The organism is uncultured Oxalicibacterium sp. (assembly GCF_913776015.1).
Lineage (GTDB): Bacteria > Pseudomonadota > Gammaproteobacteria > Burkholderiales > Burkholderiaceae_D > Oxalicibacterium.
On the sequence record NZ_CAJYMD010000079.1, the window covers coordinates 1 to 14,050 of the forward strand.

18 protein-coding genes are annotated in these 14,050 nt (G+C 57.7%); 9 read left to right on the forward strand and 9 right to left on the reverse strand.

The genetic code is table 11. The features are described 5' to 3' along the window. From QZ725_RS14330 to QZ725_RS14350, 5 genes are all read left to right on the forward strand, one after another. A partial coding sequence (locus tag QZ725_RS14330) for a zinc finger domain-containing protein (protein WP_293781066.1) occupies positions 1-468 on the forward strand: 468 nt, incomplete at its 5' end. Between the two features lie 75 nt (positions 469-543). Further along, positions 544-1,038, forward strand: a complete 495-nt coding sequence (lspA, locus tag QZ725_RS14335; RefSeq protein WP_293781069.1) for a signal peptidase II — start codon at positions 544-546, stop codon at positions 1,036-1,038. A 217-nt stretch (positions 1,039-1,255) separates the two neighbouring features. Continuing rightward, positions 1,256-2,473, forward strand: coding sequence for a bifunctional phosphopantothenoylcysteine decarboxylase/phosphopantothenate--cysteine ligase CoaBC (coaBC, locus tag QZ725_RS14340; protein WP_293781072.1), 1,218 nt, complete (start codon positions 1,256-1,258; stop codon positions 2,471-2,473). 20 nt (positions 2,474-2,493) lie between these two features. Beyond that, positions 2,494-2,943: a dUTP diphosphatase gene (gene dut / locus QZ725_RS14345; RefSeq protein ID WP_293781075.1), complete on the forward strand. Its 450-nt coding sequence runs from the start codon at positions 2,494-2,496 to the stop codon at positions 2,941-2,943. A gap of 18 nt (positions 2,944-2,961) precedes the next feature. Beyond that, entirely contained in the window at positions 2,962-4,053 is a 1,092-nt protein-coding gene (locus tag QZ725_RS14350) for a M48 family metalloprotease (protein ID WP_293781078.1), read from the forward strand. Between the two features lie 110 nt (positions 4,054-4,163). Here the strand turns inward: QZ725_RS14350 and QZ725_RS14355 are convergent, their stop codons facing one another. The 6 genes from QZ725_RS14355 to QZ725_RS14380 all read right to left on the reverse strand — a co-directional run bounded on the left by QZ725_RS14355 (position 4,164) and on the right by QZ725_RS14380 (position 9,055). After that, positions 4,164-4,535, reverse strand: coding sequence for a hypothetical protein (locus QZ725_RS14355; protein ID WP_293781081.1), 372 nt, complete (start codon positions 4,533-4,535; stop codon positions 4,164-4,166). Between the two features lie 73 nt (positions 4,536-4,608). After that, positions 4,609-5,538 (reverse strand): CysB family HTH-type transcriptional regulator, encoded by a 930-nt coding sequence (locus tag QZ725_RS14360; protein WP_293781084.1) that lies wholly within the window; start codon positions 5,536-5,538, stop codon positions 4,609-4,611. A gap of 99 nt (positions 5,539-5,637) precedes the next feature. Further along, positions 5,638-6,705 (reverse strand): sulfate ABC transporter ATP-binding protein, encoded by a 1,068-nt coding sequence (locus QZ725_RS14365; RefSeq protein WP_293781087.1) that lies wholly within the window; start codon positions 6,703-6,705, stop codon positions 5,638-5,640. Further along, a complete protein-coding gene (gene cysW, locus QZ725_RS14370; protein ID WP_293781090.1) occupies positions 6,702-7,610 on the reverse strand; it encodes a sulfate ABC transporter permease subunit CysW in 909 nt (302 codons plus the stop codon). The genes QZ725_RS14365 and cysW overlap by 4 nt, the downstream gene beginning before the upstream one ends. Before the next feature lies 1 nt (position 7,611). Continuing rightward, complete coding sequence (cysT, locus tag QZ725_RS14375; RefSeq protein WP_293781093.1) at positions 7,612-8,478, reverse strand: sulfate ABC transporter permease subunit CysT; 867 nt, start codon at positions 8,476-8,478, stop codon at positions 7,612-7,614. Positions 8,479-8,662: 184 nt separating this feature from the next. Beyond that, positions 8,663-9,055 carry a response regulator transcription factor gene (locus QZ725_RS14380; protein ID WP_293781096.1) on the reverse strand — a complete coding sequence of 131 codons (393 nt, stop codon included), beginning with the start codon at positions 9,053-9,055 and terminating at the stop codon, positions 8,663-8,665. A 279-nt stretch (positions 9,056-9,334) separates the two neighbouring features. Between QZ725_RS14380 and QZ725_RS14385 the strand changes: the two genes are divergently transcribed. The 4 genes from QZ725_RS14385 to QZ725_RS14400 all read left to right on the forward strand — a co-directional run bounded on the left by QZ725_RS14385 (position 9,335) and on the right by QZ725_RS14400 (position 12,287). Beyond that, positions 9,335-9,868 carry a DUF3455 domain-containing protein gene (locus QZ725_RS14385; protein ID WP_293781099.1) on the forward strand — a complete coding sequence of 178 codons (534 nt, stop codon included), beginning with the start codon at positions 9,335-9,337 and terminating at the stop codon, positions 9,866-9,868. 102 nt (positions 9,869-9,970) lie between these two features. Next, entirely contained in the window at positions 9,971-10,519 is a 549-nt protein-coding gene (locus QZ725_RS14390) for a sigma-70 family RNA polymerase sigma factor (protein WP_293781102.1), read from the forward strand. Next, the gene (locus tag QZ725_RS14395) at positions 10,516-11,214 is read left to right on the forward strand and encodes an anti-sigma factor (protein WP_293781105.1); all 699 of its coding nucleotides are present in this window, start codon (positions 10,516-10,518) and stop codon (positions 11,212-11,214) included. The genes QZ725_RS14390 and QZ725_RS14395 overlap by 4 nt, the downstream gene beginning before the upstream one ends. A gap of 107 nt (positions 11,215-11,321) precedes the next feature. Then, on the forward strand, positions 11,322-12,287 hold the full coding sequence (locus tag QZ725_RS14400) for a TIGR01777 family oxidoreductase (protein ID WP_293781108.1): 966 nt from the start codon (positions 11,322-11,324) through the stop codon (positions 12,285-12,287). Positions 12,288-12,305: 18 nt separating this feature from the next. On the opposite strand, the gene QZ725_RS14405 is transcribed toward QZ725_RS14400, so the two are convergent. The 3 genes from QZ725_RS14405 to QZ725_RS14415 form a co-directional block, all read right to left on the reverse strand. Further along, positions 12,306-12,896, reverse strand: a complete 591-nt coding sequence (locus tag QZ725_RS14405) for an alpha/beta hydrolase (RefSeq protein WP_293781111.1) — start codon at positions 12,894-12,896, stop codon at positions 12,306-12,308. Next, the gene (locus QZ725_RS14410) at positions 12,893-13,738 is read right to left on the reverse strand and encodes an EAL domain-containing protein (RefSeq protein WP_293781114.1); all 846 of its coding nucleotides are present in this window, start codon (positions 13,736-13,738) and stop codon (positions 12,893-12,895) included. The genes QZ725_RS14405 and QZ725_RS14410 overlap by 4 nt, the downstream gene beginning before the upstream one ends. A gap of 70 nt (positions 13,739-13,808) precedes the next feature. After that, entirely contained in the window at positions 13,809-14,027 is a 219-nt protein-coding gene (locus QZ725_RS14415) for a molybdopterin-binding protein (RefSeq protein ID WP_293781117.1), read from the reverse strand. Between the last annotated feature and the right edge of the window lie 23 nt (positions 14,028-14,050).

The following is a 14,050-nucleotide window of genomic DNA, read 5'->3' on the forward strand; positions in this document are numbered from 1 at the left end:
GAAGCCTGGGCCGTGTTTGCGGGTGACGAAGCCGGCGATACGATCTTCACGCAAACCTTCTACACGCTGCCGACGGTTGCCGATCAGGATGCCTTGCTGACCAAATATGCTGCGTTGCGCGCGATTCGCGACGACGTCACCAAGCAACTGGAAGACGTGCGCATGGCAGGCAACATCGGTTCGTCGCTGCAAGCGGAAATCGATTTCAAGGCAAGTGGCGAGAAATTCGATCTGCTGACCAGTCTCGACGACGATCTGAAATTCGTGCTGATCACTTCGGCAGCCCGAGTCGCGAAAGTCGCTTCGGCAGAAGAAGAAAGCGTGACCGTGACGCCTTCGACGCATGAAAAATGTGAACGCTGCTGGCACTATCGCCCCGAAGTCGGGTCTCATCCCGAGCATCCGGGCCTATGCGGTCGCTGCGTCGATAACTTGTTCGGCAAGGGCGAAGCGCGACGCTTTGCCTGATTTGCGGCACGACGGTCGGTGACAACAGAAATGGATGTCACCGACCGGTTTTCATTCACGTAACGGATTTCCTCGATGGCAAACAAACGCTCCTTCTCTTCGCGCGCCAGCATGCTGCCCTGGCTCGGCATCGCTACCATCATCATTCTGCTCGACCAGATCACCAAGATCACGGCCGTGCGCATGCTGGCATATGGCGAATCGGTTACCGTCACCTCATTCTTCAATTTCGTTCACGTCTACAACAAAGGTGCGGCGTTCAGTTTCCTGGCCAATCATTCGGGCTGGCAGCGTTACTTTTTCACGATTCTCGGTCTGGCGGCATCGGCCTTCATCATTTACCTGCTGTACAAGCACGCTGGCCAACGCCTGTTTAGCTGGGCGCTGGCGCTGATTCTAGGCGGCGCCATCGGCAACGTAATTGACCGCGTGCTCTACGGCTATGTCATCGATTTTCTGGATTTCCACGTTGGTGGCTGGCACTGGCCGGCATTCAATATCGCCGATAGCGCGATCTGCATCGGTGCCGTGCTCTTCATCTACGACGAACTGCGCCGCGTCGGCAAATAGCCATCGATTCGCTCCCACACCATTGGCCGCACTTACGTGCGCTGACGGCGCGGGAATGATGAATATCGACGCAGCAGGATGCCTTGCCGAGTGATGCGATGTAACGCCGCCATCATCCATGACAGCATCACACCGTCCCATTCAAGCAAACACGCACACCGCCGCGCAGGCAAGCCGGCCTGTTACACTAGCCGGCAATCTTTCAGGAGACAGTCGTATGGATCTCGCTGGTAAACACATCGTTCTGGGCCTCTCCGGCGGCGTGGCCTGCTACAAGGCAGCCGAACTCACGCGCGCGCTGGCCAAAGCCGGTGCGACCGTGCAAGTTGTCATGACCGAAGCGGCAGCACAATTCATCACGCCGGTCACCATGCAGGCACTGTCGGGTCGTCCCGTCCACACCAGTCAATGGGATGCACGTATCGCCAACAACATGGCGCACATCGATCTGACGCGTGACGCCGATGCCATCGTGATCGCGCCCTGCTCTACCGACTTTCTCTTCAAGCTCGCGCACGGCGCCTGCGACGATCTGCTGTCCACGTTGTGCGTGGCGCGGCCTGCACATGTTCCCTTGCTGGTCGCGCCGGCAATGAACGTGGAAATGTGGCTGAATCCGGCAACGCAGCGCAATGTGGCGCAGGTACGTGCCGATGGCATCCAGATGCTTGGCCCCGACGCTGGCGAACAGGCCTGCGGTGAAACCGGCATGGGCCGCATGCTGGAACCCGAGCATCTGCTGGCCGACATCATCGCGTCGTTCCAACCCAAGACACTGGCGGGCAAGCATGTGCTGGTCACCGCCGGTCCGACCTTTGAACCTATCGATCCCGTTCGTGGCATCACCAATCTGTCGTCAGGCAAGATGGGGTATGCGGTGGCGCGTGCCGCCTACGAAGCCGGTGCCGAGGTCACGCTGGTTTCCGGTCCTACCGCGCTCGACACGCCTTTCGGCGTGCAACGCATCAACGTGCAGACGGCAGAGCAGATGCACGATGTCGTCATGTCGCGCGTGGCAGCGCATGATGTGTTCATCGCCGTTGCCGCCGTGGCCGACTGGCGCGTGCGCAACAGGGCGTCGCAAAAGATCAAGAAGACCGACGAACAGCGCACACCTGCACTGGAGTTCGACGAGAACGTCGATATTCTCGCCGCCGTCGCCGCGCTGGAAAAGAAACCATATTGCGTCGGCTTCGCTGCCGAATCCGAAAACCTCGTTTCGTATGGCGAAGCCAAGCGCCGCAAGAAAAACATTCCTCTGCTGGTCGGCAACATCGGCCATCAGACCTTCGGCCAGGATCAAAATGAGCTTGTTCTGTTCGACGACAACGGCCACACGCCGCTGCCACCGGGCGACAAGCAGACACTGGCACGCCAGTTGATCGGCGAGATCGCGCAGCGCATGGCGCGTGGCTGGCTCAACGCCTATCCCTGAATTTCTTTACTGAAGAACGCATGAAAACCATTGACGTCAAGATTCTCGATCCGCGCATGAAAGACCAATTGCCGGCCTACGCAACGCCCGGCAGTGCCGGCCTCGACCTGCGCGCGTGTATCGATACGCCGCTCGTGATCGAACCCGGCAGCACGCATTTGATTCCTACCGGTCTGGCGATTCATGTGGCCGACCCCGGTTATGCTGCAGTGATCCTGCCGCGCAGTGGCATGGGCCACAAGCATGGCATCGTGCTGGGGAACTTGGTCGGTCTGATCGACTCGGATTACCAAGGCCAACTCATGGTTTCGACCTGGAACCGCGGCCAGACTGCCTTCACGCTCAACCCCATGGAACGTCTCGCGCAACTCGTCATCGTGCCGGTGCTGCAGGTCGGCTTCAATGTGGTCGAAGACTTCGATGCGAGCGAGCGCGGTGCCGGCGGTTTCGGCAGCACCGGCAAACACTAATTTTCTGGAGAACGATGTATGCAAGACTTGCCTGAATCCGTCCTGTCCCAATCACAAGGCGCGCCGTCGCGTCCCGCCCGCTTGCTCAAACAAGCTTGCGTGCCGCTGGCGGCGCTGGTTCTCGCAGCTTGCTCCACCGTACCGCTCGACTCACCGCGCAGCGGCCCAACACCCGTCACCGAAGCACCCCAACTGCAAGCCTTGCGCTCGATCACGGCCCAGCAGGATCGTCTCTACAACATCTCGGCACCGCTGCTGGTCGATAACGCGGCACTGTGCAAGAGCAGCGCACGCAAGCTGATTGGCTTTACCGCCAAGAACCGCTATTCCTACTCGGAAGATTACGTCGATGCCGCGACCGCGCTGGGCCTCGAAGAACGCTTGCAAGTCACGGGTGTGTTGCGCAATAGCGGCGCGGCCCGTGCCGGCATCATGCGTGGCGATGTATTGACGGCCATCGAGAATCAACCTCTACCGCAAGGCCCGAATGCCGAACGTCAGGCTGCCGCGCAACTCGGCCCTGTCGTCAGCAAACTATCGACGGTCAAGATCAGCGTGTCGCGCAAGGGTTCGCCATTGACGCTGTCGGTGCCGCTGACGGCTGCCTGCGGCTTCGGCATCGAATTGGGCAACGTCGATAACGTCAACGCGTACGCCGATGGCCGCCGTGTGCTGGTCACGCGCGGCATGCTGAACTTTGCCCGTAACGACACCGAGGTCGCCTACGTGCTGGCGCGCGAACTGGCGCACAACGCACTCGGTCATCCGACACGCCAGCAGATGAATGCCACGGTTGGTGCCATCATCGACAACATGACACGCGTCAATCCGGATGTCAGCGAACTGTCAGGCATGAGCGGCATCAAGCCGATGCCGCAAGACATGGATGTGGCAGCCGATACCGTTGCGCTGTACATGCTGGCTCGCGCCGGTTACAGCATCGATGGTGCCGCCTCTTTCTGGCAACGTCTGGCAACGCAGTATCCGGCCAGCGTCGTGAATGGCTACACGGCGATCCATCCATCTACTTCGGCACGTATTAATACCATCCAGAAGATCACTAGCGAGATCAAGGCCAAGCAGGCTGCAAAGAAAGCCTTGTTTCCCTGATATCGGTAGAGGATGAAAAAAGGCGATGCATGTGCATCGCCTTTTTCTTTGGGAAAACTGATTGGTAACGGCACATCGCCAAAGTCGTCAACAAAAGTCCTGATTAACAGTTATTTCTCATCCGAGACTTCTACCGCACCACGCTCGTTAAGTCGCGTCACAATCGCTTGCGCAGACAGATTGCCGAATCCAGTCAGTCCGGGAGAAAGTTGCAAGGTATTCCCTTCAATCGGACTCATCAGAGTAGGCGCAGTCAACAACGTGCCATCCAGACGAAGGTAAATCTTGCGCCCCACCCGATCACGCGTAAACGTCGTGATGCGACGCTGGCCCTCAGGTGCCAAGACCACGTTAACAAGATCCTGCCCAGCATCCTTATCATGTTCGACCACAGCATGTTTCAACGGCACGGTCACCGTTTCCGCGTGTGCCACTGCGCACACCATCAACGCAAATCCGCTCAAGGTTGCTGCAATTCGCATATTCGCCCCTCATCAAGTTATCTGCAGTCGATGTTATCACCGACACCAAAGAGGGCATGCTGTAACACAAGCTTCAAGCGCCGCTGCGCATGGCCTTGTCAATGTCGTCGCGCGAGAGCTCCGGCGCAAACAACTGAATGAAATCGTAGGTGTAGCTGCGCAGGTAGGCCCCGCGACGCACGGCCAGACGGGTGACGTTTTCTGCAAACAGATGCGCGCCGTCGATGACCTTGAGGCCGGGATTCGGCCCGTTCTGCTTGAGTGCCATCGAGGCGACCAAGCCGATGCCGAGCCCCAGCGCCACGTACTGTTGGATCACATCCGAATCCATCGCGGTCAGGATAATATCGGTATTCAGATTGGCGTTCTTGAACGCATCATCGATGTGACTGCGTCCGGTGAAACCGAGATCGTAAGTGATCAGCGGATACTCTGCGAGATCCTGCAAGGTGACAAGTGATTTGTCTAACAGCACATGGCCTTCTGGCACGACAATCGCGTGATGCCAGCGATAGCACGGAAAAGACACCAGATCTTCGAACTGGCTCAACCCTTCTGTCGCAATCCCGATATCCGATTTTCCCGACAGCACCCACTCGGCGATATGTTCGGGCGAACTTTGCTGCAAGGCGATGCGTACTTTGGGAAATGCACTACGGAATGCCTGCACCACCTTCGGCAACATGTAGCGCGCCTGTGTGTGCGTAGTGGCGACGGCCAGCGTGCCGATTTCCTGCTCCGCATATTCGCGGCTGGCGCGCTGCAGGTTTTCGGCTTCGAGCAACAGGCGATCGATGATCTGCAGGATGCCGCGACCCGGATCGGTCAGACCAGTCAGGCGTTTGCCATTGCGCTCGAAGATATCGACGCCAAGCTCTTCTTCCAGCTCGCGAATCTGCCGGCTCACGCCCGGCTGCGACGTGAAGAGCACATTGGCGACTTCGGTCAGGTTGTAACCGCAACGCGCGGTTTCACGTATCGAACGTAATTGCTGAAAATTCATTGCCTATACCTCGTTTGATGCCGTCGGAAAGGCATCCATGCTGTTTATCTTGCGATCACTCCGACGACATTCCGCGGAGGTACTGCCTTGAGCGATCGCTTAAATCGAATCGTCGATGAAAACCTGCAGCTTCTTCGGCCGCACGATCAACGTTTCGCCTTCCTTGAAATGCTGCTGCGCGAAACGCTCGTTGGAAATCACGGCTTCGATCAGTTCGCCGTTGTCATCACGTTCGAGTTCGAGCTGTGCGAGCGGACCGATTGCGTGCGCACGGCGCAATTGCACGACGATGCCCTCGGCACCGGTCGTGTAACGATCGACTTCGAGATCGTGCGGACGGACGTAGCCGATGCCCTTCGCATCCTGCGTCTGTGCGTAATCGGGCGCATCGAACCGGATACCTTCCGACTGCAACACACCTTCATGCACACGACCGTGGAACAGGTTGACGTTGCCGAGGAAGCCATAGACGAACGGCGATGCCGGATTGTTGTAGACCTCTCGTGGCGCACCGATCTGTTCGACATTGCCCTTGTTCATCAGCACAATCTGGTCCGCCACTTCGAGCGCTTCTTCCTGATCGTGCGTCACGAAAATACTGGTGACGTGCAATTCGTCATGCAGGCGACGCAGCCAGCGACGCAATTCCTTGCGGACCTTGGCATCGAGCGCACCGAACGGTTCATCCAGCAGCAGCACGCGTGGTTCGACGGCCAATGCGCGTGCCAGCGCAATACGCTGACGCTGACCACCCGACAGTTGCGGCGGGTAGCGATCGGCCAGCCAGTCCAATTGCACGAGTTCGAGCAACTTGGTGACTTTTTCCTTGATCTGCGATTCCGATGGACGCGTCGCCGATGGACGTACACGCAATCCGAAGGCGATGTTTTCAAATACGGTCATGTGCTTGAACAGCGCATAGTGCTGAAACACGAAACCAACCTGACGCTCGCGCACGTGACGTGCCGACGCATCTTCGCCATCCAGCAAGACCTGGCCATGATCGGGTTGCTCGAGACCGGCGATGATGCGCAACAGCGTGGTCTTGCCGCAACCGGATGGGCCGAGCAGTGCCGTCAGTTCGCCGGCCGGAAAGTCCAGCGAGACGTTGTTCAGCGCGGTGAAACTGCCGAACTGCTTGTGAATGTTTTTGACTTCGATACTCATGATCCGTGCTCCTGAAACTGTGCGTGTGTGTCGCGCAAGCGCCATTCAATAAAAGTTTTGAGCGCAAGTGTAACCAGCGCCAGCAGTGCCAGCAACGATGCCACCGCAAATGCCGCCGAAAATTGGTATTCGTTGTACAGAATCTCGACCTGCAGCGGAATTGTGTTGGTTTGACCACGAATGTGCCCCGAAACAACCGATACCGCACCGAATTCCCCCATCGCACGCGCATTGCACAGAATCACGCCATACAACAGACCCCACTTGATGTTGGGCAAGGTCACGTGCCAGAAGGTTTTCCAGCCGCTGGCACCCAGCACGAGCGCCGCTTCCTCTTCCTCACTGCCTTGCGATTGCATGAGCGGAATCAGTTCACGCGCCACGAATGGAAAAGTCACGAAGATGGTTGCCAGCACGATGCCCGGTACCGCAAAGAGGATTTTGATGTTGTGTTCCTGCAGCCATTCGCCGAACCAGCCCTGCGCACCGAACAGCAATACGAAGATCAGACCTGAAATCACCGGCGACACCGAAAACGGCAGATCGATCAGCGTCAGCAGAATGCTCTTGCCGCGGAAATCGAACTTGGCAATGCACCACGATGCTGCCACGCCAAACACCAGGTTCAGCGGTACTGCAATGGCCGCCGTCAACAAGGTCAGCTTGATGGCGGCCAGTGCATCTTCTTCCAGAATCGCTGCCACGTATGCATCCCAGCCCTTGCGCAGTGCTTCGGCAAAGACGGAAATCAGCGGCACGAACAAAAACAGCGTGAGGAAGGCCAGCGCCACGCCAATCAGCAGCGTGCGTACCCAGACGGGTTCCAGCGTTGCAGCCGGCACCACGGGAGCCGTGCGTTTGCCTGCTGCGAACGAGACGGAAACAGGAGGAGCAATGGCAGACATCTTAAATTTTCTCCGACTGGCCACGCTTGCGGGTCCAGGCTTGCAACAGGTTAATCGTGAGCAGCATGGTGAAAGACACCAGCAGCATCACCATCGCAATGGCGGTGGCACCGGCGTAATCGTATTGCTCGAGTTTGGTGACGATAAACAACGGCGTGATCTCCGACACCATCGGCATGTTGCCGGCAATGAAGATGACCGATCCGTATTCCCCCGTAGCGCGTGCAAACGCCAGCGCAAACCCCGTCAGCAAGGCTGGCAGGATGGTCGGGAAAATCACTTTCTGGAAGGTCTGCCAGTGGCTGGCACCGAGGCTGGCAGCAGCTTCTTCCAGCTCGCGCTCGGCATCTTCGAGCACGGGTTGTACGGTACGCACCACGAACGGCAAGCCGATAAAGGTCAGCGCTACGATCACACCCAGCGGCGTGAACGCCACCTTGATGCCCAGTGGCTCGAGAAACTTGCCGATCCAGCCATTGCCCGAATACAGCGCCGTGAGCGCAATACCCGCCACGGCAGTCGGCAGCGCAAAGGGCAAATCGACCAGTGCATCGATGATCTTCTTGCCCGGGAACTTGTAACGCACCAGTACCCAGGCCACGATGCCGCCGAAGATCACGTTCAGCGTCGCGCCGATCAGCGAGGCACCGAACGTCAGCTTGTAGGAAGCAACCACCCGATCCGAGGTGACTGCTTCGATGAAGCCGTCCCAGCTCATCGTGAACGATTTGATGAAGACGGCAGACAACGGAATCAGCACGATCAGGCACAGGTAAAAGACCGTGAAACCGAGTGACAGATGAAAGCCCGGCAATACCCGAGCGGAGCGAAACTTCCCTGATGGAACGGCGAGTGTAGCGGCGGACATGTGGACGTCTCTTATAACAAATGAAGCTAATAGGCCGCCATAATTGCATCGCTCGGTTATAAAAAGAACGAATCTTTTTGCATTTTGTTAGAAGAAAAATGCATAAGGACTGCAATTTGATGTCATTTATTTAACTTAATGGATAAAAAAAGCCCCCTTGCGGGGGCAAAGCCAGCATGCCTATCTACATTTCTGGCAGACAACACATACTGGAGGGAACGAGATGGATTGCCCTGATCTGGGCAATGAGTTTTTCAATTTCCGTATTCTTGGCAAAAAAATGTTCTGCACCACCTGCCTTGCCACGCTGGCGGTCTTCGGAAGAAACATGATTCGTCAACATCCAGATGCGAATCCGGCTTTCCGTGGCCCGAATGCGCAGCAAGGCACTGAGCCCGTCGCCGCTTTCCAGACCAATATCCATAAGAACAAGATCGGGGCGCTGCCGCAAGACCAGCTCGACCGCTTCATCCTCGCCCGAAGCGTGACCGGTCACTTGCACGCCTGCGATCCTTGTCAATTGCAGCGTCAGGCGCGCACGCACAATCACGGAATCCTCGACCAGAACGACTTTCATACTCCGCCCTTTCCTTATCTGTTTCCATTCTAGAAAAGGCCTGGTCACACCAACAGTCGCAAAGCCCACTGGATGACGACAAGAAACGCTGAAAAAGCTGTAGGGAAAGCCTTACGACTTTCTTGCAGAGAAACAAAACCGCCCACTCGAAAAAATATTTTTCCTCACCTGCCTCCAAAACGATCGCTGACGGGTAGTACCACTATCAGCCGCAACATGGCTGATCAGCTCCATCCTTTTCGCTTTGTTCATTCATCATTCACAAAAGGACACACCATCATGAAAAAGATCCAATCCGTTGTTTTGCTGGCCGGCTTCGCTGCTATTTCCAGTGCCTGGGCTGCACCCTTCTCGCAAGACTCCTTGCCAGCTGCCGTGCAGGTCCCGGCCGGTAACAAGGTTGTACTGGAAACCGTTGGCGTGGGCGACATTACGTATGAATGCAAGGTCAAGAAAGACACGATCGACCAGCATGAATGGGTCTTCGCCGGCCCCGATGCCGTGCTAAATGATCGCGCAGGCAAGGCCATCGGCAAGTACTACGGTCCGCCAGCCACGTGGGAAAGCAAGGATGGTTCGAAGGTAACGGCAACGCAAGTCGCCGTATCGCCTGCCGGCACCGGCAATATTCCGCTGCAACTGGTGAAAGCCAATCCGGCCATGGGTAAAGGCGCCATGACCGATGTGACCTATATCCAGCGTGTGGCAACCAAAGGCGGTGTGGCACCAGCTTCGGCTTGCGGTGCCGGCAATGTCGGTGCCAAGGAAGTCGTGAAGTATCAGGCCGATTACATCTTCTGGAAGGCGATGTAATTGCGAGAATGCGTTTTTCAACCCGTGCATGGCGGGTGAAAAACGCACGCTATAATCGGCCGACTCCATTTTGCGTCGGCCGGTTGGCTGATCGATGATCCCTTGAGCGACGATTCCTTCGACTATGAAGCTGCTCTGCGTGCCTGCGCCAGCGGCGACCAAACGGCTTTGCAACGTCTTTACCGGCAAGATGGCAAACGCCTTCTTGGCGTGGCATTGCGCATCGTGCGGCAACGCGCGCTTGCGGAAGATGTGGTGCACGATGCGTTCGTCAGCATCTGGCGCAAGGCTGGCAGTTTCGATGCAACGAAGGGTAGCGGACGCGGCTGGATTTATAGCGTGGTACGACATCAGGCGCTGAACCTGGTACGAGATCGAGAATACGAACTGGCGGTCGATGACGATATGATCGACATACTCGACGCGCAGCAGGAACCGGCAAGCCACGATCCTTATGAAACGCAGGTGGAAATGGGCAGACTGCACGATTGCCTGTCGCATCTGGATGAAACAAAGCGCAACAGCTTGCTGTTCGCCTATGTGGACGGCTGCAGCCATCGCGAAATTGCCGAACGTCTGCAATCGCCCATCGGTTCGGTCAAGGCCTGGATCAAGCGCGGTCTGGCCGCTTTACGGGAGTGCATGGGATGAACCACACGGACGACGACTTGCAACAGCTCGCCGGTGAATATGTTCTCGGCACGCTACCCGCGCCACAACGCCGCGAGATAGAGCAGCGCATGACGTACGACGCCACCTTGCGCGATGCGGTCGCGCAATGGGAGGCACGCCTGCATCCGCTAACAAGCATTCCGGCAGAACAGCCATTGCCAACAACATTGTGGGCGCGCATCGCCAACAGCATTCAACCGGCTTCTCGCTCACTCGACTCCGGCTGGCAACGCTGGTGGAACGACTTGCGCTTGTGGCGCCTCACCACGGCGGGCAGCTTCGCCGCTGCCCTGCTGCTGGGCATACTGGTACTGGCACGCCCTGTCGTGCAGGAGCCGAAATTCATGGTCGTGCTGGTCGATCCGCAAGGCCAGACACCTGGCTGGATCGTGCAGGCAAAACTGGAAGGCCAGATCAGTCTGGTGCCGCTGGGGCAGGAACGTGTCCCGGCCAACAAGGCGCTGCAATTCTGGACCAAGGGCGATAACTGGAAGGGACCTGTTTCGCTGGGCCTGGTCAAACCCGGTCAAACCGCACAGATTCCGCTAGACCATCTGCCGCCCATGCAGCCGAACCAGTTGTTCGAGATCACGCTGGAGCCTGAAAGCGGCTCGCCGATCGGTCGTCCGACCGGACCGATTCTTTACATCGGCCGCGCCGTCAAAATGACCTGATTCAGTCAGTGCAGCAAGTGTTAGCGCACAGACCTGCGCACACTTGCTGCGCAGAATGGCGATACCGCACGCCTTGCCCTTGCAAAGCCCCTGACAGGAAAGTTCTCATGACGACCGAATCCGCTCTGCATTTTGCCTCGCAACCCTGCCATGTCTTGCTCACTGGTGCCACGGGATTCGTCGGCAGTGCCTTGACCCATGCCCTGCTCGCCGATGGACATCGCGTGACGATACTGACGCGCGATCGTCAACGCGCTGCCCGCCTGTTTCCGGCCGCGCGTGGTGTCGAAGCATTGGATCAGATCGCCGATAACGATCTCGTCGATGTCGTCATCAATCTTGCCGGTGCGCGCATTCTTGGCCCACGCTGGAGCAAGCAGCGCAAACAGACCTTATTGGACAGCCGTGTCGGACTGACGCAAAGACTGGTCGCGTGGATTGCAAAAACCCGCCACAAACCTGCCCTCTTGCTATCGGCATCGGCCGTCGGTTACTACGGTGTACAGCCGCAAAACGATACGCGCATGCTGGATGAATCAGCACCGCCTCAAGCGATCTTCATGTCGCAACTCTGTCGTGAATGGGAAGAAGCCGCAGCGCAAGCGCGCGACTTTGGCGTGCAGGTAGCCTGCATGCGTTTCGGCATGGTGCTGGGACATGGCGGCGCACTGCCGCCGATGATGATGCCGGTGCGACTGGGCCTGGGCGGCCCCATCGGCGGCGGCAAGCAGGCGCTGGCCTGGATTCATCTGCACGATTTGTTGCGCGGCATTGCGCATTTGATGCAGCAGGCAGAACAGCAGCGCGCGCTCGCCCCTGCCTACAATTTCACGGCACCCGGCACCGTCACGCAAGGGGAATTCGTGACGACGGCTGCACGCATCCTGCAGCGCCCTGCTTTTCTACCGACGCCTGCATTGCCGGTTCGACTGCTGCTTGGCGAACAGGCCGATATCGTGCTGGAAGGCCAGCGAGCGGTACCTGCGCAACTGGAAAGGGAGGCATTTACTTTCCACTATGCGACTGCCGAACAGGCATTGCGCGATTTGCTCATCGATCAGCAAAAGCGCTAACGCGTTCACATAATGCGTTCACATGAAAATACCGGCCTGTGCCTGTTGCACAGGCGGCCTTGCCAATAGGCGTGCCATCGACCGCACCTGTTCGAATTGCTGCCAGCCCTGAGGCCAGTCGCCAAGCGACGAATCTGCATTGATATGACCAAGTGTGCCGGCATTGACGAAGCCGCAGGCCCACGCATCGGCCCAGTACGATGCGCGTGCCGCATGCATCCAGGGATCGTTGGTGCTGCCGATAACGACCGCCGGAAACGGCAGACGCGCATCACGCAAAACTTGCGCGACACCGAATTTATGCGGATCGGCCGGTGCCACCAGCAAGGCACCCACCACCGGCGATGCCGTGCCATAACGTAGCGATGCATGCACTGCCGTCAGACAACCGAAGCTGTGCGCAATCAGCAAGGTCGGCCGATCCGACTCCTGCAAGCGCTGTTGCAATCGGGCGGACCAGCGTAGCAGATCGGGCTCATCCCATGCGTCCTGCTCCACCCGCTCGAAGGATGGATGCAAGGCTTCCCAACGGCTTTGCCAATGCGCCGGGCCGCTGCCATGCAAGCCGGGCACGACCAGCACACGTTCGTCATGGTATGTGGCTATCATGATGTCGCTCCCAGAGCAAGCGATGCCTCACGCGGCGCATGCTTCCATGCCGATATCAGCACCTGCGGCTCGTTCCACAGATATCCTTGCGCAAGAACGGGATGACCGACCTTGTTGCCAAGCTGGCGTAGACGCTCGAATACCGCTGCCGATTCCACGCGTTTGAAAATGAGTTGCGCGCCGGCGGCATGTACCTCGTGCAGCAGTTGCAAGGTCGCCTCTTCATTGCGCAATTCGCGTGCATCGAGTTTGACGACATCCGGACGTACCTGCGCAAACTGTTCTATGCCCTGCTGCACATCCAGCACATTGATGGCGAGCCGAAAACCGTTGCGGCGATAGTTGTCGGCCACATAGTGCGCCAGCCAGCCCTGCTCCTTCTGGATCACTGGCAGTTGCAACACAATCCTTTCATGCGGCAGATCAAGCACATCCAGCACATGGCGGAAGGACATGCCGTGATTGCTGTCGACCGCAGCCAGCAGCCGTGCGTGCACGCTCAGGTAGAGATCGACTTCCTCACCCTCGGCCTGTCGATAGAAATTCAATACATGCAGCAAACGGCACAAGCGATCGAGTTCGATCGACTGATCGTCGGTCGCTTCGGTATCCAGCAATTTCCAGACGCTGAGTCCTGCATCGCTGCGTGCATGGCTGCGCATGAAGCCCTGCGCACCAACGATCTTGCCATCGTCAAAACGACGAATCGGCTGGAATACGCTGGTCAACGTGGCATTCAGATAGCGCCCATGTGCCTTGCCTTGCGCATCCAGCCACAAGGATGTGTCGACGGGCGCATGCTTGAGCCGGGCAAGATAATCCTGCAATGCGGGAAATGTCATGGCGCTCCTCCATCAATCTTCATCGGATGGCGGCATGACGCACCATCCTTACGCTTTACACGACAATTGATTACAGCAGTTTGGCCAACGACACCTCGGTCGCCTTGACCAGTGCCACGACTTCCGTACCGATTTTCAGGTCGAGATCCTTGACCGAACGCGTGGTGATGACCGACGTTACAATGCCGGCCGGCGTGTCGACATCGATCTCGGAAACCACGTCGCCGAGGATGATGTTGTGGATCTTGCCCTTGAACTGATTGCGGGCGTTGATTTTTTCGATGCTCATGATGGTCCTTTAATACGTTTGCA

Bases quoted from the DNA above. Each gene is read 5' to 3' on its own strand.
- QZ725_RS14400 (WP_293781108.1), top strand. From the start codon at position 11,322: ATGACGACCGAATCCGCTCTGCATTTTGCCTCGCAACCCTGCCATGTC.
- QZ725_RS14410 (WP_293781114.1), bottom strand. From the start codon at position 13,738: ATGACATTTCCCGCATTGCAGGATTATCTTGCCCGGCTCAAGCATGCG.
- QZ725_RS14385 (WP_293781099.1), top strand. From the start codon at position 9,335: ATGAAAAAGATCCAATCCGTTGTTTTGCTGGCCGGCTTCGCTGCTATT.
- QZ725_RS14405 (WP_293781111.1), bottom strand. From the start codon at position 12,896: ATGATAGCCACATACCATGACGAACGTGTGCTGGTCGTGCCCGGCTTG.
- cysW (WP_293781090.1), bottom strand. From the start codon at position 7,610: ATGTCTGCCATTGCTCCTCCTGTTTCCGTCTCGTTCGCAGCAGGCAAA.
- QZ725_RS14395 (WP_293781105.1), top strand. From the start codon at position 10,516: ATGAACCACACGGACGACGACTTGCAACAGCTCGCCGGTGAATATGTT.
- QZ725_RS14350 (WP_293781078.1), top strand. From the start codon at position 2,962: ATGCAAGACTTGCCTGAATCCGTCCTGTCCCAATCACAAGGCGCGCCG.
- QZ725_RS14380 (WP_293781096.1), bottom strand. From the start codon at position 9,055: ATGAAAGTCGTTCTGGTCGAGGATTCCGTGATTGTGCGTGCGCGCCTG.
- QZ725_RS14365 (WP_293781087.1), bottom strand. From the start codon at position 6,705: ATGAGTATCGAAGTCAAAAACATTCACAAGCAGTTCGGCAGTTTCACC.
- QZ725_RS14360 (WP_293781084.1), bottom strand. From the start codon at position 5,538: ATGAATTTTCAGCAATTACGTTCGATACGTGAAACCGCGCGTTGCGGT.
- coaBC (WP_293781072.1), top strand. From the start codon at position 1,256: ATGGATCTCGCTGGTAAACACATCGTTCTGGGCCTCTCCGGCGGCGTG.
- QZ725_RS14355 (WP_293781081.1), bottom strand. From the start codon at position 4,535: ATGCGAATTGCAGCAACCTTGAGCGGATTTGCGTTGATGGTGTGCGCA.
- QZ725_RS14415 (WP_293781117.1), bottom strand. From the start codon at position 14,027: ATGAGCATCGAAAAAATCAACGCCCGCAATCAGTTCAAGGGCAAGATC.
- cysT (WP_293781093.1), bottom strand. From the start codon at position 8,478: ATGTCCGCCGCTACACTCGCCGTTCCATCAGGGAAGTTTCGCTCCGCT.
- dut (WP_293781075.1), top strand. From the start codon at position 2,494: ATGAAAACCATTGACGTCAAGATTCTCGATCCGCGCATGAAAGACCAA.
- lspA (WP_293781069.1), top strand. From the start codon at position 544: ATGGCAAACAAACGCTCCTTCTCTTCGCGCGCCAGCATGCTGCCCTGG.